15 protein-coding genes are annotated in these 26,470 nt (G+C 66.3%); 13 read left to right on the top strand and 2 right to left on the bottom strand.

Annotated features, from left to right (window positions below):
• The first annotated feature begins 128 nt into the window (after positions 1-128).
• The 7 genes from ABD831_RS04490 to ABD831_RS04460 all read left to right on the top strand — a co-directional run bounded on the left by ABD831_RS04490 (position 129) and on the right by ABD831_RS04460 (position 9,024).
• Positions 129-1,424 (top strand): ABC transporter substrate-binding protein, encoded by a 1,296-nt coding sequence (locus ABD831_RS04490; protein ID WP_344942116.1) that lies wholly within the window; start codon positions 129-131, stop codon positions 1,422-1,424.
• 9 nt (positions 1,425-1,433) lie between these two features.
• On the top strand, positions 1,434-2,372 hold the full coding sequence (locus ABD831_RS04485; protein ID WP_425582775.1) for a carbohydrate ABC transporter permease: 939 nt from the start codon (positions 1,434-1,436) through the stop codon (positions 2,370-2,372).
• Complete coding sequence (locus ABD831_RS04480; RefSeq protein ID WP_344942110.1) at positions 2,369-3,322, top strand: carbohydrate ABC transporter permease; 954 nt, start codon at positions 2,369-2,371, stop codon at positions 3,320-3,322. Before ABD831_RS04485 ends, ABD831_RS04480 begins: the two co-directional genes overlap by 4 nt.
• 3 nt (positions 3,323-3,325) lie before the next feature.
• Positions 3,326-4,333 carry a glycoside hydrolase family protein gene (locus ABD831_RS04475; protein ID WP_344942107.1) on the top strand — a complete coding sequence of 336 codons (1,008 nt, stop codon included), beginning with the start codon at positions 3,326-3,328 and terminating at the stop codon, positions 4,331-4,333.
• 99 nt (positions 4,334-4,432) lie between these two features.
• On the top strand, positions 4,433-6,691 hold the full coding sequence (locus tag ABD831_RS04470) for a DUF262 domain-containing protein (RefSeq protein WP_344942104.1): 2,259 nt from the start codon (positions 4,433-4,435) through the stop codon (positions 6,689-6,691).
• Positions 6,692-6,808: 117 nt separating this feature from the next.
• Complete coding sequence (locus tag ABD831_RS04465; RefSeq protein ID WP_344942101.1) at positions 6,809-7,105, top strand: hypothetical protein; 297 nt, start codon at positions 6,809-6,811, stop codon at positions 7,103-7,105.
• Positions 7,102-9,024, top strand: coding sequence for a hypothetical protein (locus ABD831_RS04460; protein ID WP_344942098.1), 1,923 nt, complete (start codon positions 7,102-7,104; stop codon positions 9,022-9,024). Before ABD831_RS04465 ends, ABD831_RS04460 begins: the two co-directional genes overlap by 4 nt.
• A gap of 107 nt (positions 9,025-9,131) precedes the next feature.
• On the opposite strand, the gene ABD831_RS04455 is transcribed toward ABD831_RS04460, so the two are convergent.
• Together ABD831_RS04455 and ABD831_RS04450 are read right to left on the bottom strand one after the other, a co-directional pair.
• A complete protein-coding gene (locus ABD831_RS04455) occupies positions 9,132-10,118 on the bottom strand; it encodes an HNH endonuclease (RefSeq protein WP_344942095.1) in 987 nt (328 codons plus the stop codon).
• A 185-nt stretch (positions 10,119-10,303) separates the two neighbouring features.
• Complete coding sequence (locus ABD831_RS04450) at positions 10,304-11,431, bottom strand: DNA cytosine methyltransferase (protein WP_344942092.1); 1,128 nt, start codon at positions 11,429-11,431, stop codon at positions 10,304-10,306.
• Between the two features lie 205 nt (positions 11,432-11,636).
• On the opposite strand from ABD831_RS04450, the gene ABD831_RS04445 reads away from it, so the two are divergent.
• From ABD831_RS04445 to ABD831_RS04420, 6 genes are all read left to right on the top strand, one after another.
• Positions 11,637-12,035 carry a very short patch repair endonuclease gene (locus ABD831_RS04445; protein ID WP_344942089.1) on the top strand — a complete coding sequence of 133 codons (399 nt, stop codon included), beginning with the start codon at positions 11,637-11,639 and terminating at the stop codon, positions 12,033-12,035.
• A 155-nt stretch (positions 12,036-12,190) separates the two neighbouring features.
• A complete protein-coding gene (locus tag ABD831_RS04440; RefSeq protein ID WP_344942086.1) occupies positions 12,191-16,849 on the top strand; it encodes a sacsin N-terminal ATP-binding-like domain-containing protein in 4,659 nt (1,552 codons plus the stop codon).
• Positions 16,846-18,567: a UvrD-helicase domain-containing protein gene (locus ABD831_RS04435; protein WP_344942081.1), complete on the top strand. Its 1,722-nt coding sequence runs from the start codon at positions 16,846-16,848 to the stop codon at positions 18,565-18,567. The genes ABD831_RS04440 and ABD831_RS04435 overlap by 4 nt, the downstream gene beginning before the upstream one ends.
• A 5-nt stretch (positions 18,568-18,572) precedes the next feature.
• Positions 18,573-21,743, top strand: coding sequence for a helicase-related protein (locus ABD831_RS04430; RefSeq protein WP_344942078.1), 3,171 nt, complete (start codon positions 18,573-18,575; stop codon positions 21,741-21,743).
• Positions 21,733-23,442 carry a DrmB family protein gene (drmB, locus tag ABD831_RS04425; RefSeq protein ID WP_344942075.1) on the top strand — a complete coding sequence of 570 codons (1,710 nt, stop codon included), beginning with the start codon at positions 21,733-21,735 and terminating at the stop codon, positions 23,440-23,442. The genes ABD831_RS04430 and drmB overlap by 11 nt, the downstream gene beginning before the upstream one ends.
• 109 nt (positions 23,443-23,551) lie before the next feature.
• Positions 23,552-26,470, top strand: a complete 2,919-nt coding sequence (locus ABD831_RS04420) for a helicase-related protein (protein ID WP_344942072.1) — start codon at positions 23,552-23,554, stop codon at positions 26,468-26,470.

Raw genomic sequence — 26,470 nt, 5'->3', positions numbered from 1 at the left:
ATCAGTTTGACGCATCTCCGCTGGTGAAAAGGATTTAGCAAACTCTTGTGCAACCCCCGATTGGGCCGCTACGGTCGGCGCTGAAAGGTTTTAGCAGTGGCGCTGACCTTCCCACCACGGAGGACCCAATGAAGCTCACCTCGACCACCAAGCGCGTCGCCGTCGGAATGCTCGCGGCCGCGCTGCCCCTCTCGATGGCCGCCTGCACCAAGGGCGCCAGCAGCTCGACCGGCTCGGCCGGGGGAGAGCTGACCATGTGGACCCACAACGCCGGCAACAAGGCCGAGCTCGCGGCTATCACGGCGATCGTCAACGACTACAACGCGAGCCAGAAGAAGTACAAGGTCAAGATCCAGGCCTTCCCGCAGGACTCGTACAACCAGTCGGTCGTCGCGGCCGCCGCGAGCAAGAAGCTGCCGTGCATCCTCGACATCGACGGTCCCAACGTGCCGAACTGGGCGTGGGCCGGCTACCTCGCGCCGCTCACCGGCCTGGACGACACGCTGTCGAAGTACCTGCCGACGGTCCTCGGCAAGTACGACAACAAGACGTACTCCTACGGCTACTACGACGTCGCGCTCGTCATGGTCACGCGCAAGACGATCCTCGACAAGTACGGCATCCGCGTCCCGACGGCCGACTCCCCGTGGACGAAGGACGAGTTCGACGCGGCCCTGAAGAAGATCAAGGCATCGGGTGACTTCCAGAACCCGCTCGACATCGCGACGAGCTTCACCGGCGAGTGGTGGCCCTACGCGTACTCCCCGATGCTGCAGAGCTTCGGCGGCGACCTCATCAACCGCGACGGCTACAAGACCGCGGAGGGCGCGCTCAACGGGCCCAAGGCCGTCGAGTGGGCGACGTGGTTCCGCAGCCTCGTCACGGACGGGCTCGTGCCGCTGAAGTCCGGCGCCGACCCGGCCAAGGACTTCATCAACGGCAAGTCCGCGATCCTCTACAACGGCACGTGGACGGCCGTCGACACCCGCAAGGCCTTCGGCAAGGACACTCTCTTCCTCCCGCCGCCGAACCTCGGCAACGGCCCGAAGATCGGTGGCGGCTCGTGGCAGTGGGGCGTCTCGACGAACTGCGCCGACAGCGCCGGGGCCATGGACTACATGAAGTTCGCGGCCCAGGACAAGTACGTCGCGAGCGTCGCCCGCGACACGAACAACATCCCGGCGACGGACGCCGCAGCCGCCCAGGTCAAGGGCTACGAGCAGGGCGGCGAGAACCAGATCTTCCTCGACTACGCGAAGAAGTTCGCCGTGCTGCGCCCCGTGACCCCGGGCTACCCGTTCATCGCGACGGAGTTCACCAAGACCGCGCAGGACATCCTCAACGGCGCTGACCCGAAGCAGTCGCTGGACCAGGCGGTCAAGAACATCGACGCCAACCAGAAGTCCAACAACTACTTCCAGTGAGTGACTGAGATGACGACCATCACCGCTGCCGAGAACGCCTCGGCCATCACGACCCGGAAGAGGAAGTCCCGCCCGGGCTCCCGCTCATCGACCACGACGGCACTGCTCATGCTGGTGCCGGCTGCGGTCCTGCTGGTCACGTTCCTGCTCATCCCGATCGGGCTGACGTTCGGGCTCGCGTTCACCAACGCACGGCTCATCTCGCCCCGGCCGGCGGAGTTCATCGGCACTGACAACTTCGTGCGCCTCTTCCAGGACGAGACGTTCTGGGCGTCGCTGCGCAACACGATCATCTTCGCCGTGGTCATCGTGCCGCTGCAGTCGGCGTGCGCGCTCGGGCTGGCGCTGCTCGTCAACGTCAAGATGCGCGGGGTCAACTTCTTCCGCACCATCTACTTCCTGCCGGTCGTCACCTCGATGGTCGTGGTGTCGATGCTGTGGCTGTTCATGTACCAGAAGAACGGCCTCATCAACCAGGTGCTGCTGAAGTTCGGCATCGACGGGCCGGACTGGCTCGGCGACCCACACACGGCGCTGCTCGCGATCATCCTCATGTCGGCGTGGCAGGCGATGGGCTTCCACATGGTCATCTGGCTCTCCGGGCTGCAGACCATTCCCGGCGACCTCTACGAGGCGGCCGATCTCGACGGCGCCGACACGTGGCAGAAGTTCCGCTACGTCACCTGGCCCGGCCTGCGGGCGACGCGGACGTTCATCCTCATCACCATCACGATCTCGGCGTTCGCGCTCTTCACCCAGGTGAACATCATGACCCAGGGCGGCCCGCTCGACTCGACCTCGACCCTGGTGCTCATGGCGGTCCGTACCGGCTTCCAGCAGCAACAGACCGGCTACGCGTCGGCGATCTCGCTCGCGTTCTTCGTCCTCGTGCTCGCCGTCACCCTGGTCAACCGCTACTTCACCCGAGACAAGGACGTCGTCCGATGAGCGCCGCAGCCACCACGGGGACCGAGACCACGGGGACCCTCGCCCACGTCGCCGAGACCGCTGTCCCGGAGCACCACCGCGGAGGGGAGCGGCCGCACCCAGCCCGGGCGGGCCTCGGGCTCCTGGTGCGGATCGTGCTCTGCCTCGTCTTCGGGCTGCCGCTGCTCTTCATGGTCGTGTCCAGCTTCAAACCCGACCTGCAGATCTTCGACGACCTCGGCAGCATCAAGGCGTTCCTGCCCACCGGCGACATCTCGGCCGACAACTACACCGGCGTCTTCGGCCGGGTCCCGTTCGCGCAGTTCATGATGAACTCGGTCGTCATCACCGTGGTCACCGTCGTCCTCGGCATCCTCGTCAACTCGATGGCCGCGTTCGCCCTGGCCCGGATCGGGTTCAAGGGCGGCGGCATCGTGCTCGGGATCATCCTCGCGACGCTCATCGTCCCGTTCGAGACGCTCGCCCTGCCGCTGCTGTGGTGGGCCAACCAGCTGCCCTTCCTCGGGCCCGACGGGCTCAGCCAGGGCTGGCTCGACACCTACCAGGTGCAGATCATCCCGTTCATCGCCAACGCCTTCTCGATCTTCCTCTTCTACCAGTACTTCGACTCCATCCCGAAGGAGCTCGACGAGGCGGCGAAGGTCGACGGCGCGGGGTGGTTCCGCATCTACCGGAGCATCGTCATGCCGCTGTCGGGGCCGGCCGTCGCGACGGTCGCGATCCTCACCTTCCTGCCGATGTGGAACCAGTACCTCTGGCCCCTCATGGCGGTCCAGACCGAGGAGCTGCGTCCGGTCATGGTGGGCATCGACTACTTCAAGCAGCTGAACACCTCGTGGGGGCAGATCATGGCGTACGCGACGATGATCACCGCGCCGGTGCTCATCCTGTTCATCGCCTTCCAGCGATCGTTCATCAACTCCATCGCCTCGTCCGGCGTGAAAGGCTGAGTCGTGTTCAAGCTTCCCGAGGCGTGGGTGTGGGACTTCTGGACCGTCGACGACGGCGAGCAGTACCACCTGTTCTTCCTCTACGCGTCGCGGGCGTTGCGCGACCCGCACGCACGGCACTACCGGGCGTCGGTCGGTCACGCGGTGTCGTCTGACCTGGTGTCGTGGGAGCGGGTCACGGATGCGCTCGTGCGCTCGGACGCGCCCGCGTTCGACGACCTCGCGACGTGGACCGGGTCGGTCGTGCGGCACCCGGACGGGCGGTGGTTCATGTTCTACACGGGGTCGTCGCTGAACTCCTCCGGGGCCAACGTGCAGTCGATCGGGTATGCCGTGTCGACCGACCTCTTCGTGTGGGACAAGGCCCCGGGGCCGGTGCTGTCGGCCGACGCGCGGTGGTACGAGAAGTACTCCGACGGGCACTGGCACGACGAGGCCTTCCGCGACCCGTGGGTCTTTGCCGACCCGGACGGGAACGGCTGGCACATGCTCATCACGGCGCGCGCCAACCACGGCGATGTCGTCGACCGTGGGGTGGTCGGGCACGCGTGGTCTGCCGACCTGGAGAGCTGGGAGCTGCGGGAGCCTTTGTCCTCGCCCGGGCAGGGTTTCGGGCAGCTCGAGGTGCTGCAGCCCTTCGTCGTCGACGGCCGGCAGGTGCTGCTCTTCAACTGCATGGTCGGCGACATGCCGGAGGCGGCTCGAGCCGACGGGGTGACGGGTGGCGTGTGGATCGCTGACGCGAAGTCGCCGCTCGGGCCCTACGACATCGCTGGCGCCCAGGTCATCGATGACCCGTCGCTCTACGTCGGCAAGTTCGTCACGGAGCGAGACTCGGGGGACACGAAGCTGCTGGCGTTCGTGCACGACCGCGACGGCGCCTTCGTCGGAGAGATCACCGACCCGTACGCCGTGAGCTGGGACGGCGACCGCCTGTCCCTCACGCCCATGGAGCTTGCCGCTACGTCTTCTGAAGCGTTGCGCCCCGAAGCTCTCACCCTGCGGGAGTAGATTGCGGCTCGCGCCGGCGCGCAGATGTGAGTTGGTCGAGCCACCGGCGTCCTCGATGGGCGCGTGCTCGGCTGAGGTGGTCGCAGAGAAGGGACCTCGATGAAGGCCGATGCGCTGAGCCCGCGCCAGATGTTTGATGGCAACCTCCACTATGAGATCCCGTCGTTCCAGCGTCCGTACGTCTGGACGGAAGAGGACCAATGGGCGCCACTCTGGGCGGACATCGTCCGGGTCGCGGAGAGCCGGGTCGCCGCGGTCGCGTCACAGGCGCCGCTGCCCCACCACTTCCTTGGCGCAGTGGTGTACGAGTCGAAGCCGCCGGTCGTCGGAGACGTCACTCGTCATCTCGTCATCGACGGTCAACAGCGCACCACCACGCTTCAGCTAGTCATCGATGCCGTACAGGCCGTGATAGCCGAACGTGGTCACGAGCTCTTGGCAGACGATCTCGAGAAGCTGATCCTCAACCGGGCCTCCGTCTTCAGGGGCAGACCGGAGCGATTCAAGCTGTGGCCGTCCAAGCACGACCGTGATGCCTTCGCCCAGGCGATGGACCCGGAGGCAGGGTGGAAGGGCGACCACCGGATCCTCGACGCGCATGCCTTCTTCAGCGGGGAGGCGCGGGCTTGGCTCACTGGGGTGGCTGATGTCGACGGACGAGTGCCTCCGGGCAGTGAAGCGGAACGGGCGTTCTCCCTGTCGGCGACCTTGCAGGACGGCCTTTACCTCGTGGCCATCAATCTCACCGGTCATGACGACTCGCAGCTCATCTTCGAGACTCTCAACGACCGCGGCACGCCGCTGCTCAAGGCCGATCTCATCAAGAACTGGGTGTTCCAGCAGGGGGAGAGGGTCGGCGCCGACGTCGACTCCTGGCCGGACACGCACTGGGTCGACTTCGACGAAGACTGGTGGCGTGCCGAGATCGCTCAGGGTCGACTCTCCCGATCGCGGATCGACATCTTCATCCAGTACTGGTTGACGATGCGGCTCAGCGACGAGGTCAAGACGGAGCAGGTCTTCCGTATCTTCACCGAGTACGCCGTGCCGCGCATGACGGACGCAGCGGCAGCGGAGAAGCTGCTGCGGGAGTTCCGTCGAGACGCCGACACGTACCGCTCGTTGTCGAGCCTGCCGGAGGAGTCGGTCCCGGGCTCGTTCTACCGACGCGTCGTCGAGACCATGGAACTCGCAGCCACGAGTCCCCTTCTGCTGTGGCTCCTCTCAGCCAACCACGATGTCCCCCCCGACCAGGTGGACATTGCGCTCGATGCGCTCGAGAGCTGGGTCATCCGACGCACCCTCATCCGGATGACGATGAAAGACGTCAACAAGATGATGGTGTCCATTCTCAAGCTGCTTGACCGGACCGGCGTCGAGTCAGCCGGCGACACGGTCCGCAGCTTCTTGGCGGTCCAGACGGCCGATGCGCGGGTCTGGCCGACGGACCAGATGATGCTGTCGAGCTTGCCTTCCATGAAGCTCTACGGCTACATCCGGCAGTCAAGGCTGCGCATCGTCCTCGAGGCGATCGAACGTCACCTCCGCACCTCGTTCCACGAGGCAGTGAGCCTGCCGTCGGGGCTGGAGATCGAGCACGTGATGCCTCGCGGGTGGCACGCGCACTGGGATCACGAGCCCAAGCTCACTCCGGAAGAATCCGCGACCCGAGACCAGAGGGTGCACACGCTGGGCAACCTGACTCTGATCGCCAAGAGCCTGAACGGGTCCCTGTCCAACCGCCCCTGGACGGACGGGGAAGCGGCCACGCTCAAGACCGGCGGCGAGCACGGGCTGGGAAAGCGCAGCCTCCTCGAGAAGTACAGCCTGCTCGTCCTATCGAGGGAGCTCATTACCGAGCATCCGGATGGCTGGTCGGACGAGGACATCGAGGCTCGGTCCGTGGCGCTCACCCGTCACATCTGTGCGGTGTGGGCACCACCACCCGAGGGGCTGGCAGCCCACGTCGTCGTGGGGGTGGTGCCGCCGGACCAGGTCGGTACTCCGAACTTCACGCAGGCGCTCCCGCGCGTCGACTGGAACGAGACCGAACTGGAGGACTTCGCTCGCGGATCGACGGAACTGACCCGCCGCTTCCTCGATCACGTCGCTAGCCACCTGCCTGGGAAGCCCTTCCTGGGTAGCGACTTCACGGACTCGCCCTTCGCGCCAGCGCAGATACCAGGCATCGCCGGGGCCATGGCGAAGCGGGTCTACGAGTCCTACGGCCGTTCAAACCCCATCGTGGAGTTCATTCGCATGGACGGTCAGTGGCACTACTTCATGGAGATGGAGCTCGCTTCCCGTTGGTCAGCCATGCGCCGCGTCGAAAGTCCGACGACCCCGGAGGGGAAGTGAGCCCGTCCGCGCCGGGTTCAGCGGCAGATCCTGAGACTCGGGGACGGTCGCGTTCCGGGGCGAGGCTCCTGCGGTGGCCGCCGGGTGAGCCCTGAAGAATGCATGCGTGGTTAGCGCGTGAAGCCGCCGCTCGGGCCCTGCGGCATCGCTGGCGCCCAGGTGGTCGACGACCCGTCTCTCCAGGTCGGGACGTTCATCACCGACTCGCACGTGGGGCACCTGACGGCTTCCAGGTCGCAATCGGATGACCTGAGAGTTGCCCAAGTAGGTCGGCAGACGGTGCTGCAACCAAGCTTCTTTCTCGTCAAGCGCTTCTCCGACATTTCGCCCGGCGACTGCGGCATCATGCACGGGGCAGGAGAGCTGCTGCCCAAATACACATCGAACACAGGGATAGACAGGGACGAGCGATGAGCGACCGCACATTCATCTTCTTGCACGGCGCCGGGGGACCCATCGACTCTGCTGAGTGGCTGTCGTGCATCAATCGGCGTCTGACCGATGCGGGCGGAAGCCCTATCGGTCTCGACGGGGACGTCATCATTGCGCCCGAGTACCTGGAAACGCTCATGACCGACGAGCTAGAGGATGAGCCACCGGCCACGTGGAAGCGACCTGCCGATCGGGACTTCGTCGACGCGAGGGTTCGCTTCGCCGCTACGGGTGCCCGTCTGTCGGAGCGACTGAGATTCGACGAGGCCGCGCGTGGTGGCATGCACTGGGGTCACGTTCCGGACGATGTGGCTGAGCTCGGGGTGAACACCGTCATTCAGGGGTGGCCGGAAATCCGCCGGTACGCGTTCCGCAAGCGGTCTCGTTGGGCTGCTCAGCGCAAAGTCCTGCAGGAACTTCCGAGTCGAGGTTCCCTGGTGATCATTGCCCATTCGCTGGGGTCCGTGATGGCGGTGGACCTCCTCAAGAAGCTGCCTCGATCAACGCACGTTGATCTGTTGATCACCATCGGGAGCCCTCTTTCGATCCCGAAGCTCGGAACACAGATGCATGCGGACGAGTTCCCCGTGGATCGTGTCTCAGCGTGGGTCAATCTCTACGATCCCAAAGACGTCATCACGGTTGGGCGCGGAGTCGGGACTCGGTTTCCCAGCGCAACCGACCTGCAAGTTCGCACTGACGGTCAACACGACGCTATCGGTTACCTCTCGAATCCTGTCCTTGGCGAGGTGTTGGCACGTCGGCTCTACGACACGCAGGAAGCGCCGCGGCAAGACCTTCCGGCGCGGCAGCTCCACAGCGTCTGGAACTCGTTGCTTCTGCAGTTCGCCTACTCGCAACAGATTTCGCGCCACATAAAGGCGGACGATTGGAAGGCGAGACTTCGGGTAGATCGAGCGCGCGAGATTCTTGCAGAGCGGGCGGTTCTGGATGCGGGGCGAGCCCGGCTCTCAGATATGGCCACTGGCTCCAACGGTGATTCTCCCTTCGCCGTAGGACGTGTGCCCGCGCTGAGCGACTTCCTCAGCCACCCTGGGGATCTGATCGAGGGAGCGTGGGTTGACGCGGACTTGCTAGCACCGTGCGTGGGCCTGGTTTCGGCATCCCCCTTCCATCCCTTCGGCCTCAAGGTCGACGAAGATCAGCGGAGGGAAGCGCTGGAGGCGACACTGAATCTGATTCGCCGCAAGCGCGGGCATTTGAGTGATAGGGAGATGGCGCGCGTCATCAGCGTGGCTGTTTCGAAGGCGCGACGAGCGATATCACCTGACAGGTGGCCATGGGAAGGCATTCTTGTCGGGGCTGGCGTCGTGCTCCTCGCAGCGACAGGCGTCGGCATCTTCGCGGCTGTTCCCGCCGGTCTGGCGGGCGCGGCAGCCATGACCAGTACCTTGGCCGCGTTCGGGCCTGGGGGGATGGCGGGAGGTATCGCTACGATCGCCGCTCTGACCGGTACGGGTGCTGCCTTCACCGGCGCCGGTCTGGGTCTTGGGGCAGCTGAGCGGCCGTCGGATGCGCAACGTCAATCGCGTCTCGTCGCAAGCGAACTGGTGGCGCTGCCAACTCCTGAACTGCGGCGAGCCCTGACGGGGATTCTTGCTGTGGTCTGGGCTCAGCGGGAACTCGAACTGAAGAGTTCCGCACCCATGATTGACGGCCTCCTTCATGACGCGCTGGATGCGTTGTCTGCGGAGCTTCTGCTTCACCAGGAGATCGCAGAAGGCTCACCGGAAACCAAGGACTTGGCCTCCAAGCGTGAACTGATCGAGCGTGCTCTCGAGTGGCTCAGGGACGAGCGCCTTCTCTCGGACCCCACTTCACGCAAGCAGGCACATTTGGCCTCCTTGCCTGAGCAGCCTTACAGCGATGGACGGGACTAACCGCCCTCCATCTGAAGGGGCGCCTGGCTCCAGTCCGAGGTGCCGAGCCCCAGGTAGGTACGCCAGCGGCTCACGCGGGTCTCCGGCCCGGCGTAGACAACCGCCGACTACGCCCGGGATGGGCTTTCAGTACGGTGCTCCTCCCAGTGCTTTCCGAGCCACTCGACCTGCTCGTCCCGAAGCGTCAAATTCAGCGGCTCGCCGTGAAGTCGCGCGTATTGCGTGTATATGGACAGCTCAGGGGCAACGTCGATGCGTGCTCTTTGCGGGTTCACAGCGAGCATGCCGTCATCGAACAGCCTGTGGATGTCCCGTCTCAGCATCAGCCCACCGTGCTCGAAGTGAGTGCCGATCTGCGCATAGCTGTACAGGTGTCCGGCCTCGAGAACTCGCGCCGGAGCGCGTCCCGTGAAGGCGCACACGCTCCCTTGGGTTGCAAGGAGCCGCTCTCGAAAGAGCCCCTGTCCTCTGCGGATGCGGACCAGGGCCTGCGTGAATCCTGAGGGCATCTCAATGACAGTTCTTTCGGAGGGCCATAGGAGGTCCGCCCGCAGGTTTACGCGGTTGATCGCGGGCTCGGCGCCCTTCACGAGCAGGGCCTGCCGAAAGGCAGCCCAGTCGAACGGCCTCATAGCATTGATGTCACCAGGATGAACGGCGAGCGATCGAATTTCCTGCCCCTCGAGGAGCCCATCGAGCGGTGTCCACGCCGCGTCGTACCGCGCTCGGTAAAGATCTACCTCAACCAGATCGGCTTGAGGAGTCGAGAACTCGTGGCGACATCGCATGCACCGATAGCGCGGATCAGCCCGCTTGCGCTCGGAAATCCGGGTGGTTTTGCAGTTTGGGCAACGATACAGGAGTTTGGTGCCTTGCGAGATCTCGATCTGCTCGATGACCGAGGCGCCGAGGAGGCGGTCCTTGTCCCACAGAGCAATCGGGTCGCCGACATTGAGCTTCTTGTGGTTCGGCACATTGCTGTCCCAGGAATAGTGGGCGTCGAACTGATCGTCGTATCCCGAGTTGCCACCGTGTCCACGGTTGTCTCCGGCGGCCATAAGTAGCCAGGCCTGCCGGGGGTGATGTTGATCCACGCCGCCGAGCTTGCCACACGCTTGCAGGGTTTGCGGCCGATGGTTGGAATCACGAAGTCCGGCGAGAGGCTGGCGGTGGAGGCGGGGATGTGTCGTTTTCGGTCAGCCGAGCGAGGGGCCTGTGCCCTACGGTGTCAATCCGAGATCGAGCGACGTCAAGGGGTCAGGAACGATCGCCGAACGAGTCAATCCAAAATGGAAGCGACGTGTGTGCCGAGTGCTGATCCAAGTGGGATGGGCACAGCGTTTCCGATCTGCCTTGCGATCGAGGTCTTGCTGCCGACGAACCGGTAATCGTCGGGGAAACCCTGAATGCGAGCGGCCTCGAAATGTGTGATTGCGCGGTGTTGAGTGGGGTGAAGGTAACGGCCCTTCTCCGGCTTGAAGAACTCGGTTCGGATCGTCACCGAGGGCTTCTCCCACGTGAGACGGCCCATCACGTCGCCCGAACCTGTCGTGTGCTTCTTCCAGCAAGGTGTCTTGAGGTGTTCAGGTAAGTCGAAACGCGCGCCGCCATACGGGATCGACCGAAATCGCTCTAGCGACACATCGCTGTACTCGCGCCCGATGTGGAGTTCAGAGCTCTTGAAAGAGCCCCTCAGCACTTTCCCCCTGAACTCGACCCTGCGCAACGGCAGGTCACGTTCACCAGCGAAGGGCGTGATGCCCTCGAAAGCGTCGCGAACGGTCCGAGGGTGCTCGAGGATGGCGGGCATGGGGAAGTCGGGATGATCCAGATCCTTGTGCACGCCCATAACCACGACTCGTTTCCGTACCTGGGCTGCGCCGAATTCGGCAGAGTTCAGGACGCGCGCGATGAAGCGGTAGTCGTACAAGGGGCCCGATTCCTCGAAGGACTCGGAAAAAATGTCGAACTGTGGTGACTTCAGAAAGGCCGGCACGTTCTCCATGAGAAACACCCGGGGCTTGGCCCGCCCGATCGTCTCCACGTAGTGCTGCCACAACGAGTTGCGTGTGTCGTTCGCGTCTTGCTTGCCGAGCGGGGAAAACCCCTGACAGGGGGGACCGCCGACAACGAGGTCGACTTCCGGGACGTCCTCCTCCTCCAGCCATTGCTCGATGCCGCCAGCGTAGACGACGTCACCGAAGTTTTCCGCATAGCTGGCGGCAGCTTCGATATCCATCTCCACCGCGCGGACGGTTCGAAAACGGCTACTGCCGGCGTGTAGTCCTGCAGTGAGACCGCCCGCCCCGGCGAACAGGTCGAGAGAAGTCAGCTCTCGGTGTTGCTCCTGGACAGTGGCATTCGACGACTCCGACACGCCGGAACGAAGTGGAGTCGACGTGGGCATGGACAGGACTGTAGTGGCAACGGACGACAGATCCCGAAAGGCTCGCGCGCCAGACGCTTCGTAGCCGCGGGCGAGCTCCTTCTCGGCTGGTTCCGTTCGAGCTGGTAGGGGAACTGTCCACGACTCGGATGGCCCAGAGTGCCGATGGCAGTATGGCCTTGTGCCTGCGAGCCAGCCGCCCACAACTCCAGAAGTTAGCTCGCGCATGAGCCGGCAGCGACGGCGAGATACGGCTCCGGAGCTCGCCCTGCGCCGAGCCCTGCACGCACGAGGCCGACGATTCCGAGTGGACTGTCCTATCCCTGGCATGCCCAGACGGCGAGCAGATGTGCTCTTCACCCGCGCCAAGGTCGCGGTCTTCGTCGACGGGTGCTTCTGGCATGTCTGCCCTCTGCACTCGACGTCCCCGGTCAGCAATGGAGCCTGGTGGGCCGCAAAGCTCGAGCGGAATCAGCAACGCGATGCCCAGACCGCAGCTCATCTCGAAGACCTGGGATGGAAGGTGGTCCGCATCTGGGAGCACGTGCCTGCGAATGAGGCCGCAGATCTCGTCGAAGCCATGCTGGCCAGCGTTCGTCAGGATGGCCCCCATCGGGGCGCGTAGAAGCGTGACCTCCTTCCTGTCATTTTGGGAACTTAGTTACGAGAAGCACCTCAGTACGGCGCTCGTCGTGATACCAAGACCCCAGGGTCGAGCTGACGACCCTGCCGAAGATGTGCTGCTTCGTGTTTTAGCAGCTGCGACAGGGATGGTGTGGTGTGGCAAGGGCATGGCAAGGGCTCGACGGAGAGCTGGCGCAAGCTGTCGAGGAGCAGAGCAGGACCGCACTCGAGACGTATCGGAACGAACCTCGCCGCGTCGGACAGGACGCAAATATCGAGCGCTCCATCGCCGAGGGGGCGTACGCGCAACGCCAGCTCTTCGAGCTCGTTCAGAACGCCGCTGATGCCGCCAAAGTAGATCTTCAAGGTGGGCGCTGCGAGGTCCTGCTGACGAAGGATGCGCTGTACGTCGCAAACACCGGCGAGTCCTTCTCTATCGACGGTGTCATCGCCCTGATGGGTACCCATGATTCGGTCAAGCGCGACGACAAGATCGGTCGCTTCGGCCTGGGCTTCAAGTCCGTTCTGGCGGTGTCGGACAGCCCGCGCGTCTTCAGCCGCGACGGGTCATTCGTCTTCGACCGCGGAGAGTCGGCACGGATTCTGAGTCACTTGGTCCCAGGTCTTCCGCACTACCCGGTCATGCGCTGGGCGCGCGCCGTCGACCCTTCGGACGCGGGCCGCGAGGACCCACTGCTGGCCGGATTCATGAAGTGGGCCACGACGGTCGTCGTTGCACCACTCAAGGGCAAGCGCGACGTCCTCGCAACGAGCCTGGCGTCGTTCCCGGCAGAGTTCCTGCTCTTCTCCCAACACATGGAGCGGGTCGGGCTCGAGGACCGTGAATCGGGCGTGGCTCGTGAGATCACGACGTCGCGGGACGACACCGGAGCGTTCCTCGTCAACGACGCCGGTCGACGATCGGCCTGGGTTGTCAGCTCGCAGCGCCACTCCCCCAGCAAGAAGGCCCTCGCGGATGGCGGATACTCAGCCGCCCGTGAAAGCGTCGAGATCTCCTGGGCTGCGCCTCTCGAGGGTGCTCCGAAGGGAGTGGGGCGGTTCTGGGCTTACTTCCCGACCATCTCCATGACGACGCTCTCGGGAATCGTCAACGCACCCTGGAAGCTGGCCGACGACCGCGAGTCGCTGTTGTCGGGTGACTTCAATGAGGAGCTGCTCACGGAGGTCCTGCCGAAGCTCGTCGGGGAAGCCCTCAGTGCAATCCACCGCCCCGCCAAGCCGACCGGTGTTCTTGATGTCCTCCCCGCCCGAGGCAAGGAGGCGCGCTCCACGGGAGACGACCTTCTCAACGAGCCCGTTATGAGGGCGGTCAGTGACAGGCAGTGCCTACCGGCGATGGACGGTGGCCTGCGGCATCCGTCGCGAGTCAGGTTGCACCCTGAGGGACTCACGCAGGAGGAGTTGAATCTCTGGGCGTCGGTGTGTCCAGACCCTGAATGGTGGGTCAGTCACGCGGTGGTCAGCGCTGAGCACCGCTCAAAGGTGCTTCGTCTGCTGGCCTACCACCAGCGGGACGCCGTGACGCTCAAGCAATGGGTGGAGCACCTACTGAAGGAGCCCACGCCGCAAGCCTCTGCTGTCGCGGTCCGGCTCGTCGCCTCGCTAGTCGCGAGGCAGCATGGTGACCCGACGCAGGTTGACGAACTTAAGCGCGCCCGCGTGCTCCTGCTTGACGACGGCTCCATAGACGCGTGCCGACGCGGACAGGTCTTCCTCCCCGGCCCGACTCCAATGCCGGGACGTCTCGTCATCGATCCGGTCCTCGCCGCGGATCCCGATGCTGTCAGCGCGCTCAAGCGGCTCGGAATTGAGCTCTTCGACAACGCCGGCGAGTTGCGCAGCGAGCTCACCGCCTCGACTGTCGACTGGAGTCGGGTCTGGGCCTCCGCGCGAAAGAACTCTTTGGACGAGTCCGAGGCCATCTTCCGAGATGTCCTCGGCGCGCAACTGCTCGCGCAGCTCCGCGTGCGAACGTACTCGGGAAAGTGGAAGGCTCCCGGCGGAGTGTTCCTCGCGGGGGAGATCATCCCCGCTGACGGCTCGCGGGACGCCGACTTCCTCGTCGACCCCCGATTCCACATGCAGGACCTCGAGCTCCTCAAGCGGCTCGGTCTCGTCGCTGCGCCGCGCAAAATCGCTTCACCCCCCCTCGAGACGTGGCGCGAGGCGCGACTCGACGACGTGCGCAACCAGTACCGCAAGCACATCGGTCAGCCGAGGCTTGCCGACTCCTCAATCGACATCAACGAGGGCCGGGTCTTCTGGCCCCTCGACCAGCTTCCGCGACTCTCCGCCGAGGGCGCAGCGGCACTCACGGCGTCAGTAATCAATCAGACGATCGGCGACGAACGGTGGCGCATCACCCGAGTAGGTGGTGCCAGCGCCCAGAAGTCCGTCATCGACATGACGTGGTTCCATCTTCGTGACCACGGCCGTCTGCGGACGCAGGCCGGCAACCAGCCCGTCGGACGCTGCCTGCGGCGCGACGAGGAGACCGCCGTGATCGAGGGTGTCGAGCAACCCCTGCCGTACGTGCTGGGCTCTCTGAGCGAAGAGCAGGTGGACGCGCTCGGGCTTAAAGGCGACCCGTCAGAGCTCAAGTCGGACGACTGGGCGGCCATTCTCGATGAGGCCAAAGGCTGGCCGGACGATCGTCGTTTTCTCGCGTACGCCTGGGCCGCGTTTGTCGGTCAGCCTGCGCCCGAACGGATTCGCGTGCGCAAGGGCCCGGGCTTCGTCGAGGTGCCTGCCATCCGCGCGGCGGTGACCTGGCGAAAGGATGTCTTCGACTCGCTTGTGGCCGCGGAGGTCCCGTCGTTGCTCGCCATGAGCCAGGGAGACTTCGACGCTCTTCGCGATAACTGGGGAATGCATGACGGTGACGACATGCTCACGGAGACCGTCGACTATGAGCTCGCCGGCGAGCCGTATCCCCTCATCGACCGCTTTCCACCGCTTCGCCTCTCTCTAGAACCGACCCAGCACAACATCGTTGTCCAGCCGTGCAGGCGCCTCGAGGTCCTCACCTCGACCCCCACCGGGCAACAGTCCAGGCCGTTGGCCCAATACCTCGACGAGCGGACGGTCTTCGTGACGGCGGATGCCGAGCGCGAGGTGCTGCTCCAGGTAGCGCGGGCGCTCGAAGCGACCTTCAAGCCGGACGTGGTGCTGCGTCGCATGGAGGAGCAGCGTCAGAACAAGCTGCGTCAGGACATCACCGAGGCTCCCGACGTGCTTGAGAAGCTGCTTCTCGCGGTTGGCGTTGATGACCTCCGCGCCTCAGTCCCCGCGGCAGCGCTGGACGGCCTCAAGCACAACACCGCTCGAGAGCTCGAGGACCGGGAGGTCGCGCAGCTTGCCCTTGCCGTCGACGGGTATGGGGTTTTGCAGACGCATGTGGCGAGCCTGCGGCGGAGCGGCCTCAACCCGCCGTCCGTCTGGGCGGGTAAGCGCAGCGCGCGCGAGTGGGTTCGAGAACTGGGTTTCCCTGTGGAATTCGCCGGGTTCTCAGGCATGCGCCGAGAAGCGGAAATTGAGGTCGAAGGTCCGCCAGTCCTCGGGGACCTCCACGATTTCCAGCGGAAGATTGCGAACCAGGTCAAGCAGCTGCTCGACCCGACCGGCGAAAAGCGTCGCGGTCTCTTGTCGCTCCCGACGGGCGCGGGAAAGACGCGTGTTGCCGTGCAGGCTCTGGTCGAGTACATGTCCGAAGCCGATTCGGATATCCGCGTGTTGTGGCTCGCTGAGACCGACGAGCTGTGCGAACAGGCGACGCAGACGTGGTCCCAGGTCTGGCGTGCCAAGGGCAGAGCCGGTACGCCTATGACGCTTAGCCGGCTCTGGGCCAGTAACGAGCCCAATGAGCGTGACGGGCACCAGGTGGTCGTCGCGTCTCTCGCGAAGCTCGACAGCATTGTCAAACGTGACGACGGCGCATGGCGCGATGCGTATGGCTGGCTTGCGGATCCCGCGATCATCGTTGTTGACGAGGCGCATAGGTCCACGAGCCAGCGGTACACCAGGGCTTTGAGCGCGGTAGGTGGCACAAAGGGCGTCAAGGCCATGACGACGCCCTTGCTAGGTCTCACCGCGACCCCATTCGTAGGCTTCAACGAGACATTGACGAGCTTGTTGACTAACCGATACGACAAGAACCTGCTCAACGGCGGCTCATTTTCCGAGAACCCGTACGAATATCTCCAAATGCAGGGCGTGCTTGCTCGGATCAGCCACCGAGAACTCGAGGGCGCCCAGGTCGAGCTCACTGAGGACGAGCTAGCGCAAGCAGCTCAGATGCGCCGCCTTCCAGAGTCGGTTGAGAACCGGCTCGGAAAGAACGACAAACGCAACAACGAGATCGTCCGTTCGGTGCTCGAGCTTCCTGAGGACCAGACGGCACTGCTCTTCGCGACGTCGGTGGAGAACGCCAAGGTCCTTGCCGCGCTGCTCACCTACAACGGCGTCGAGTCCAGGGCCGTGGCGGGCACGACCGACCCGCACGCGCGCCGCCGCTACATCGAGGACTTCAAAGCCAAGCGGGTGCGCGTCCTGACGAACTACAACGTGTTCACGGAGGGCTTCGACGTGCCCAAGGTCGACGCGGTCTTCATCACACGGCCCACGTTCAGCCCGAACGTCTACCAACAGATGATCGGGCGCGGTCTTCGCGGGCCCCTCAACGGAGGCAAGGAGGAGGTGCTCATCGTCAACGTCGCGGACAACCTCACGAACTTCGGCGAGGAGTTCGCCTTCCGGCACTTCGAGCACCTGTGGGGCCGGGGGCGCGATCGATGACGGTCACGTCGGTACTCGATGCGGAGCAGGAGCTGGCCGCGTCGGCCGCTCCGGACGCCCGTCGGATCGTCATCGCAGGCCCGGGAGCAGGGAAGTCCGAGGTCGTCGGTGAGCGCTGCCGGCGACTGATCGAGGAAGACCTCTATCCCGAGGAGATCCTCGTCATCTCCTTCTCCAACGTCGCGGTCGACGTGGTCCGCCGACGCACCAAGGATGTCATCGACGAGGGGCGTGGTGTCGACTGCGCCACGATCGACTCGCTGGCGGGACGAGTGCGCAGCGAGCTGGAGGACGGCGAGCCGCGCTCCGCCGGCTACGACGACGCCGTTGCGCGGGCAGCGAAGCTGCTCGAAGCGGCCGAGGAACCCGTGTTCCCCGACGTCCGGCACGTGATCGTCGACGAGGTCCAGGACGTCGTGGGCGTGCGAGCGGAGTTCGTCCTCGCGCTGCTCGACCGGGCCTTCGAGGACGGTGTCGGGTTCACCCTTCTCGGCGACCCGATGCAGAGCCTTTACGACTTCCAACTCGATGCCGACGAGGGAATGTCGTCGGAAGCGTTCCTCGCGGCAGTTCGTGAGCGGTACGACGCCGAGACCGTCGAGCTGCGAGGCGAGTACCGGTCGCGGTCATCGGAGGCCAGGGCCGTCGCACTCGCTCGGTCCGACCTGTCGCAGCTCGGCTCGTCCGACCAGCTGCTGCGCCTGCGCGACCTCGCCGCAGACCTCGCACCTCTGGGTGAGCTCGACGAGGACGCCGCCGAGGACCTTGCTGCCTGGGGTGGCACCACTGCACTTCTCTGCGATACCAACGCGAGAGCTGGTCTCGTTGCCGCCCAGATGTCGGGTCTGGGGTTGCCGGTCGAGCTCGCCGCTGCGGCAGCCGACCCGACGCTCGACCCTTGGATCGCAAACCTTCTGGCCGGCCGTGAGTCGGGAAGCATCTCTTTCGACGACTTCATACGTACTGCAGCCTCATCCGGACTGGACGACGCCGAGGGCAAGTGGCGCACCTTGGTCAAGGTGGCTCGCTCGCACCGCGAGCTGGAGCTCCGCGACCTCAGTGCACGGCTCCGCTCTCGTCGGCTTCCGCCCGAGCTCTTGCGTCAGCCACAGAGCAAGGTCGTGGCGTCCACCGTCCATCGTGCCAAGGGTCAGGAGTTCGACAACGTCGTCCTCGTCGACCCCGAGTCGTGGTTCGTCGAGGACAAGGCGTCCGCCGCGGCCGCTCGTCGCCTGTTCGTGGCCATGTCGCGCGCCCGGTCACGTCTGACACGCGGCCGCGGTATCTCGACGAAGTTCTGGAAGAAGGACCAGCGCGAAGGCGTCTGGCTGCGTACGTCCTTCCGTGGGCGGGGGGCGCTGGGAGTGATCCTCGAGCCTCACCACGCGAGGCACCTGGGCCCGACGGCGTACGACCTCTCGTCGGTGGCGCGCGTCGCCGTGACGTGGACAAGGGCCGATGACATCATCACCGTCGACTCCGAGGAGCTGCCTTCGTGGGTGGCGGAGGTCGACGGCCTCGATGTCGTTCGCACCGGCGAGGACTTCGGCCGTCTCGTGCGCCGCCTCTCGTACGGCGACCGACTGCCCAACCTCACCGGAGGCCGTGTCGAGGGCACGGAGACCCTGGTCGGTGACCCGGCCCCGACCGGGCCCGGACGTCATGGTCTCTGGGTCGGCGTCCGCGTCGGTGGACCGGTTTCGTTCGAATGGGAGTGAGTGGGATGAGCGGTCTCGAGCAGGCCTACGACACGCGGGAGCACGTGCTTCGGCGCCTGTCGGAGGACCTCCTCGGTGGGCCCGCGGACGCGACGCTGACCGAGGCGCCGCTGTCACGGTTCGTCATGGGTGTGCTCTACCCCGACACCGAGGATGACGCCCCGGTCCAGCTCTCGATCGAGGACGACGTCGAGAACGACGTCGAGGCCGAGGCCGGCGGGGACGCCCCGGACAACGTCGTCGATCCCGCTGTGTCGATGTCGCGCGTCCGGTACCCCCGGTCGATGGGGATGACGGTGTCGCTCGACGACGCGCGGGACGCGAGCCTCAAGGTGGAGGTTTCGGCGACCCGGTACGAGGCCGACGGCGACAAGGCCTGGCGGGCCGTCGACATCGCCCCGGCACCGATCGTCGTCCCCGCGCACCCGGCACGGCTCGAACGCGTCGAGGTTGTCGACGGACTCCAGCTCGTCGTACACAGCCGGGCACCGAGGAACGGGACGGTCACAGTCACGTTGACCCTCGTCAACACACAGACCGCCCCGCACGGTGAGAAGGACAAGGCCTCGTGGTTCCGACCGCGCATCGTGGCGCGTGCCGACGGCTCGGTCCTTCGCGAGCGCCCGCCGGCAACGGTCGCCGGTGTCGACGAGGCCGAGATCAGGTCGCAGAAGCTCCTCTTCCGCGACGTGCGGTCCTTCGCCGTCGGGCACGGCTGCGCGGTGTCATGGGACGGCTCTGAGCCCGACGCCGTCGAGACCACCTTCCTTCCCCGGCACGAGCTGCTCCTCAGCGATGCCGCGGGAGGCGACGGGCTCGACCTGTCGATGACCACCCTCGCCGCCGAGGATTCGTTCGACGTTCTCGAACACCTCATCTCGCACTACCGCGACTGGATCGACGGCCTCGCGGCAGACGTCGTCGAGCCCCTCGACGACGACGAGGAGGCCACGCTCCAGCTCCACATCCGTGAGGCACGGGCGGCTTCCGACCGTATGGAGGCCGGACTCGGGCTGCTGAGATCGGACGCCAACATTCGCAAGGCCTTCCAGCTGACCAACCTGGCAATGGCGCAGCAACGCAGCCGGCAGGAGCACCACCGCAGTGGTCAGTTCGGCGACCCAGCCTCGACCGCCGGCGCGAGCTGGCGCCCGTTCCAGATCGCCTTCATCCTCGTCAACCTGTCCGGTCTGGCTGATCCCGAGCACGAGGATCGTGAGATCGCGGATCTGCTGTGGTTCCCCACCGGTGGTGGCAAGACCGAGGCCTACCTCGGGATCATCGGCATCGCGATCCTGCTCCGCCGGCTACGCGATAAACGGGCCGCCGGGGTGTCGGTGCTCATGCGGTACACGCTGCGACTGCTCACCCTGCAGCAGTACCAGCGCGCCACCGGACTCATCTGCGCGCTCGAGATCGAGCGCCAGGCCCACATGCCCGACACGGCGCCTATCTCCATCGGGCTCTGGGTCGGGCAGGCATCCACGCCCAACGACGTCGACACGGCGCGGCGCGCCCTGCAGAAGGCACGTAAGCCGGGGGCCCGCGACACCGACGAGGACTTCAGCGACCCCGTGCAGCTGAGGCGGTGCCCGTGGTGCGGCCGCCCTCTCGACCACACCAACTACGAGATCGTCGGCGGCACGTGGATGCGGGTCGCCTGCGGTAACGACGCCTGTGCCTTCCGCTACGGCCTGCCCGTCCACATCATCGACAGCGACGTCTACACCAACCGGCCGTCGCTCCTCATCGGCACCGTCGACAAGTTCGCGATGATGCCGTGGAAGCGCGATGTCGGCGCTCTCCTGGGTGCGGGTGTGGTGGTGCCCGATCCGAACTATGACAACCTCCCGCCCGACCTCATCGTCCAGGACGAGCTGCACCTCATCAGCGGCCCCCTGGGCACGATGGTCGGCCTTTACGAAACGGCGGTCGACGGGATCGCGGGGAGGCGCGCACCGGCGAAGGTCGTGGCGTCCACGGCCACAATCCGACGCGCGACCGACCAGGTGCGTGCGGTGTTCGCGCGTACGGCCCGGCAGTTCCCGCCGCCGGGGCTGACTCAGCGCGACTCCTTCTTCGCGGTCGAGTCGGAACGCAGCGAGAAGGCGAGCCGCGAGTACGTCGGGGCCATGGCCCCGGGTGCGAGCCAGACCACGCTCATGGTCCGCGTCTACGCCTCCCTGCTCCAGTCCGCGGCAATGGTCGGTGAGGACGCCCCGTCCGCCGACCTCTACTGGACGCTGCTCGGCTACTTCAACAGCCTGCGTATTCTCGGAGGCGCCTACATCCAGGTCATGGACGACGTCCCCGACCAGATGAAGGTCATCGCGGGTCGCCGTGGCGAGACCATGCGCAACCCCAAGGCGATCCGGGAGATGACCTCACGCAAGCGGTCCTCCGAGATCCCGCGCGAGCTGGAGATCCTCGAGAAGCCGCGCGGCGACGTCGAAGCGGCGGACGTCGTCCTGGCGACGAACATGATCTCCGTCGGCGTCGACGTCGACCGCCTCGGTCTCATGGTGGTCATGGGCCAGCCGCAGACGAGCTCGGAGTACATCCAGGCCACCTCACGCGTCGGACGCCGTATGCCGGGACTCGTCGTCACCGTGTACAACTCCGGCCGCAGCCGCGACCTCTCCCACTACGAGAACTTCGCCGCATATCACCGCACCCTCTACCGACACGTCGAGGCCACCGGCGCGACGCCGTTCGCACCCCGGGCGCGGGACCGTGCTCTTCACGCCGTGCTCGTCGCCCTCGCCCGCCACACCATCCCGGGTGCGGGCTCGAATGCGTCAGCGGGCGACGCCGCCCGCTGGACCGACAAGCTGGACGAGCTCGCCGACCGCATTGTGGAGCGGAGCCAGGCGGCACGAATGCCGGGCGACGAGCCCGCCCAGGACGAGTCGCCACAACTGATCCGCGAAGAGCTCGCCGACCTCATCGACCACTGGTCGGACGCGAACGTGAAGCACTACGAAGGGTGGTTCGACAAGTGGCGTGGCGCGCTGCTCGTGGAGGCCTCACGCGTGCTGGGGCGGGGAGACGAGCCCGAGTTCGCGTTCCCGCCGGCCGAGCCCGCGTGGCCCACGCTCACCAGCATGCGTGACGTGGACGCGGAGTCCAGCGTCTACCTGATCCGACGTAGTAGGAGAGCCCGCCGTGACCGCTGAGATCGTCGCCAAGACACGCCGGACGTCGCTTGTCACGACGTTCGGAATCGGCTCTCTGCTGCCCGCGCAGGACGACAGCGTCATGATCTGCGGGCTCGACGAGTGGCCCAAGGGCGAGGTCATCACCGAGCCGCGTCTGGCCCGCAGCCTCGGGGTGGCCGAGTTCCGCAGCCCACGCACCTGGGGCAAGAGCCGAGGAGACGTCCCGGCCGTCCGCTTCCCGGAGTGGGCCTTCTGCACCGACTGCCGGCGTCTGGGGCCTTTCTGGGACATCACCGACCCCGGGACCAGGCGTTGTGACCGGTGCAATGGGATGGTCTCGCCCTCGCGCTTCGTCTCATGTTGCACGAACGGGCACATTGAGGACTTCCCTTACCGGGCCTGGGTGCACGAGGACGCCAGTGTCCCGCACGAGGGTCACAGTCTGAAGATGGTCGCCCGGGGCCATACGTCCGCGCTGTCCGACCTCGTCGTCGAGTGTTCGTGCGGGCGCAGCCGGAGCATGGCCGGCGCCTTCGACCTCGCGGCTCTCAGGGGGGTCAAGCGCTGCTCGGGGTCCCGCCCCTGGCTGAGCTCGAACGACGCCTCGTGCGACAAGGAGCTGCGCACCCTCCAGCGTGGCTCGAGCAACGTCTGGTTCGCAGTCCAGCGCTCGGCGATCTCGATCCCCTCGGTGCCCAGCATCGCCGACACCTTCATCGCCAAGCGCATGCCGGACGCCAACCCCGACGCGTCCGCCGAGGATCTCGCCCGGAGCTTCCGCCCGCCGGAGGGATGCACCACCGAGGACCTCGTGCGGGCCATCCACAGGTGGCGCAACCCGGCAGCGTCCGAGGCGGCACCGTCCGACCGCGAGCTGCGGGCCGAGGAGTACACCGCGCTGGTACGCGGTAAGGGGGCCGTCGAGTCGAGCGATCAGTTCCTGTGTGAGGAGATCGACCTCGTCGACAGCGGCGTCCCCGAGATCATCGCCCAGGTCTCGCGGGTCAGCCGGCTCCGTGAGGTGCGCGCTCTGACGGGCTTCACGCGCGTGCTGCCCTCGACCGACGACAACAAGGACGACGTCGCGGTCGCACCCCTGTCGGACTCCAAGCACCCCGTTTGGCTGCCCGCGATGGAGGTCCTCGGCGAGGGAGTCTTCCTCCGGCTCGACGAGCGTCTCCTGGAGAAGTGGGTCGAGACCGAGTTCGCGCAGTCACGCACCAAACTGCTCATGCGGTCGCAGGCGGCTGTCGGCGGCAACTCGCTCACGTCGGGGCTCGACGTGTCACCGCGGGTCCTCGCCCTCCACTCGCTTGCCCACGTCCTCGTCGACGAGATGTCGCTGACATCCGGCTACCCCGCGGCGTCGCTGCGCGAGCGTGTCTACGACGCCGACGGGCAGGCGGGCATCCTCGTCTACACCGCGACGGCCGACAGCGCCGGAAGCCTCGGAGGTCTCGCGGCGCTGAGCGACAAGGACCGGTTCCACACGACCCTCGCCAACGGCATCCGCCGGGCCCGGTGGTGCACCGCCGACCCGGTCTGCGTCGAGTCCACGGGTTCGGGCGTCAACGGGATGAATCTCGCCGCGTGCCATGCGTGCCTTCTGCTGCCCGAGACCAGCTGTGAGCGCTTCAACCTGACCCTCGACCGTGCCAGCCTCATCGGGCTGCCCGACAAGCCGACCCTCGGCCTGTTCGGAGGCCTCTTCTCCTAGACACCCAAAGTGCACGGCAGGTGAGAGGGTCATGGCAGCGACGAGTGAGGCGCGCAGGGGTGGGTCGACCACGATCGATACCCTCGCGCACGTGCAAGGGTGTGCAGGGATGACGACAGACGTGAAGCAGGGAGCCATCGAGGTCGCGCCGGGGTCGGTGGTGCAGGTCCGTGACGAGGAGTGGCTCGTCACCGGGGTCACCTCCACCATGGCAGGGCAGCTCGTGACCGTGCGGGGCCTGTCCGAGCTCGTCCGCGACACGACGGCCACGTTCTACGAGTCGCTCGACACGATCACCGTCGTCGACCCGGCGGAGATGACCGTCGTCGCCGACGACTCGCCCGGCTACCGCCGCAGCCGGCTCTGGCTCGAGGCCACTCTGCGCAAGACGGCCCTGCCCGTCGACGACCCGAGCCTCGCCGTCTCCACCGACGCGCTCGCCGACCCCCTCGAGTACCAGCACGACGCGGTCCGCCGTGCGCTCGACCCGGCCAACCTCCGCCCCCGCGTCCTGCTCGCCGACGCCGTCGGCCTCGGCAAGACGCTCGAGATCGGCATGATCCTCAGCGAGCTCGTCCGACGCGGCCGCGGCGAGCGGATCCTCATCGTCAGCCCCCGCCACGTGCTCGAGCAGATGCAGCACGAGATGTGGACGCGGTTTGCCCTCCCGTTCGTGCGCCTCGACTCCGTCGGCATCCAGCGCGTGCGCCAGAAGCTGCCGGCCACGCGCAACCCCTTCACGATGTACAAGCGGGCGATCATCTCGATCGACACTCTGAAGAACGATCGCTACCTCTCCTATCTGCGCAACCACAAGTGGGACGCCGTCGTCATCGACGAGTCGCACGGCGTCACCAACTCCAACACGCAGAACAACCGCCTCGCCCGGGTGCTGGCCCCCAACACGGATGCGCTCATCCTCGCCAGCGCCACCCCGCACAACGGCAAGAACGAGTCCTTCGCCGAGCTCGTTCGGCTGCTCGAGCCCACGGCCGTCACCGCGAACGGCGACCTAGTCGAGAGCGAGGTACGCCGGCTCGTCGTCCGCCGGCACCGCTACAGCCCCGAGGTGGCGAGTGTCGTCGGCTCCGACTGGGCCGAGCGAGCCGAGCCGGTCCACCGGCTCGTGCCGGCGTCCTCGGCCGAGGACGCCGTCGCCACCGAGCTGGCGGACGTCTGGCTTCACCCCCGGGGCTCGAGTCCCTACTCGGGCGGGGCGTCGCTCTTCCCGTGGACACTCGCCAAGGCGTTCCTCTCCTCCCCGCCCGCACTCGCCGAGACGATCAAGCAGCGTCTGTCGAAGCTGTCCGCCACCCACCCCGACGAGGCCCGCGAGCGCGAGGCGCTGAGCCGCCTCCGCGACCTCGCCACGGACGCCTCGCACGCCACGGCCAAGGGCTCGGGCAAGTACGCTGCCCTCCTCGGGCGGCTCACCGAGGTCGGCGTCGGCAAGGGGCAGCCGATGCGCGCCGTGGTGTTCGCCGAGCGCATCGCCACCCTGCACTGGCTCGCCGACAACCTCCGCCGCGACCTCAAGCTCCCGGCCGACGCCGTGACGATCCTCCACGGTGGCCTCGCCGACCAGGAGCAGCAGGCGATCGTCGAGAGCTTCAAGCAGGAGAGCTCGCCCATACGCGTCCTCGTCACCGGCGACGTCGCCTCCGAGGGCGTCAACCTGCACCTCCAGTGCCACCACCTCATCCACTTCGACATCCCGTGGTCCCTGATCCGCATCGAGCAGCGCAACGGGCGCATCGACCGCTACGGCCAGAAGAACCCTCCCCAGATCACGACACTCCTCCTCGAGCCGAGCCACCCCACCTTCTCCGGCGACTTACGGGTGCTGACCCGCCTGCTCGAGAAGGAGCACGAGGCGCACACCGCCCTCGGCGACGCCGCCTCCCTCATGGGCAAGTTCGACGTCGACGCGGAGGAGAAGGAGATCCGCAAGGTGCTCGCCGGCCAGGCTGACCTCGACGCCGTCGTGGCCACGCCCTCCGAGGTCGCGGGCGACAACAGCGTCCTCGGACTGCTGGCACGGCTCCAGGGCCTGCACACGGCCGACGCTCAGCCCACTGTCGAGCCCTCCGACAGTGCCCCGCCCAGCCTGTATGCCGCCGACGTCGACTTCCTCGAGGAGGCGCTGACCCACATCTACACGACGCCCGAGTCGTCACCGAGCGACGACGGCCGATCAGGTGGGGTGAGCTGGCGGCGCCACGGGCCCGAGCAGGTCGTCGAGTTCGTGCCGCCGGCAGACCTGCGCAAACGGCTCGAGGTCCTCCCGCAGGACTACCTCGCCGACCGCAAGGTGACCCAGCGGCTCAAGCTCGCGACATCCAAAGCCAAGGGCAAGGCGCTGCTGCAGGCGGCGCTCGCCGACGACGTCGGCTCCTCGTGGCCGGAGGCCCACTTCCTCGGCCCCCTTCACCCCGTCATCGACTGGGTGAGCGACCGGGCGCTCGCTGCCCTCTCACGCAACGAGGTCGCCGCCGTGCGCGGCCAGGTGGACCGTCCGTCGGTGCTCCTCCAGGGCACCCTGACGAACAAGGGAGGCCTCACCGTCTCCTCGCTGTGGATCTCGGTGCTCTTCCTCAACCCCGCCAACCCGAGCAGCGTCGTCCTGCAGATGCACGACTCGGCCAGCGCCATGCTGGCGGCCCACGGCATCTCGACGACGATGACCAACCCCGGCCCGGTCGCCGACACCGCGGCGCTCACCTCGCTCATCCCACACGCCGTCCGTGAGGCGCGCGCTCGCATGGAGGACCAGTTCGGGGTCGCGGCCGAGATGGCGCGTGCCCAGGTCGACGCCTGGTCCGAACGCGTCAAGGACTGGACCCACGAGGCCGACGCGCTGATCCAGCGCAGCGAGATCAAGCAGCGCCGTGTCGGGGTCGAGGTCGAGCGCACCCTCGCAGAACGTCGCGCCCCCGACCGTCAGCTCGTCCGCCCACTTCTCGTCGTGGTCCCGCAGGACCACGCCGTTGCGGCCGACACCCACACCGCACCTACCGGGGAGATCTGA

It is taken from the genome of Terrabacter ginsenosidimutans, from assembly GCF_039539425.1.
In the GTDB taxonomy this organism is placed as follows: Bacteria; Actinomycetota; Actinomycetes; order Actinomycetales; family Dermatophilaceae; genus Terrabacter; species Terrabacter ginsenosidimutans.
The sequence above is the reverse complement of the archived record's forward strand: the minus strand, read 5'-3'. Positions and strand labels throughout refer to the sequence as shown.

Excerpts from the sequence above, each read along its gene's own strand:
- ABD831_RS04435 (WP_344942081.1), top strand. The coding sequence starts at position 16,846 with ATGACGGTCACGTCGGTACTCGATGCGGAGCAGGAGCTGGCCGCGTCG.
- ABD831_RS04450 (WP_344942092.1), bottom strand. The coding sequence starts at position 11,431 with ATGCCCACGTCGACTCCACTTCGTTCCGGCGTGTCGGAGTCGTCGAAT.
- ABD831_RS04445 (WP_344942089.1), top strand. The coding sequence starts at position 11,637 with ATGAGCCGGCAGCGACGGCGAGATACGGCTCCGGAGCTCGCCCTGCGC.
- ABD831_RS04480 (WP_344942110.1), top strand. The coding sequence starts at position 2,369 with ATGAGCGCCGCAGCCACCACGGGGACCGAGACCACGGGGACCCTCGCC.
- ABD831_RS04490 (WP_344942116.1), top strand. The coding sequence starts at position 129 with ATGAAGCTCACCTCGACCACCAAGCGCGTCGCCGTCGGAATGCTCGCG.
- ABD831_RS04460 (WP_344942098.1), top strand. The coding sequence starts at position 7,102 with ATGAGCGACCGCACATTCATCTTCTTGCACGGCGCCGGGGGACCCATC.
- ABD831_RS04420 (WP_344942072.1), top strand. The coding sequence starts at position 23,552 with ATGACGACAGACGTGAAGCAGGGAGCCATCGAGGTCGCGCCGGGGTCG.
- ABD831_RS04430 (WP_344942078.1), top strand. The coding sequence starts at position 18,573 with ATGAGCGGTCTCGAGCAGGCCTACGACACGCGGGAGCACGTGCTTCGG.
- ABD831_RS04470 (WP_344942104.1), top strand. The coding sequence starts at position 4,433 with ATGAAGGCCGATGCGCTGAGCCCGCGCCAGATGTTTGATGGCAACCTC.
- ABD831_RS04485 (WP_425582775.1), top strand. The coding sequence starts at position 1,434 with ATGACGACCATCACCGCTGCCGAGAACGCCTCGGCCATCACGACCCGG.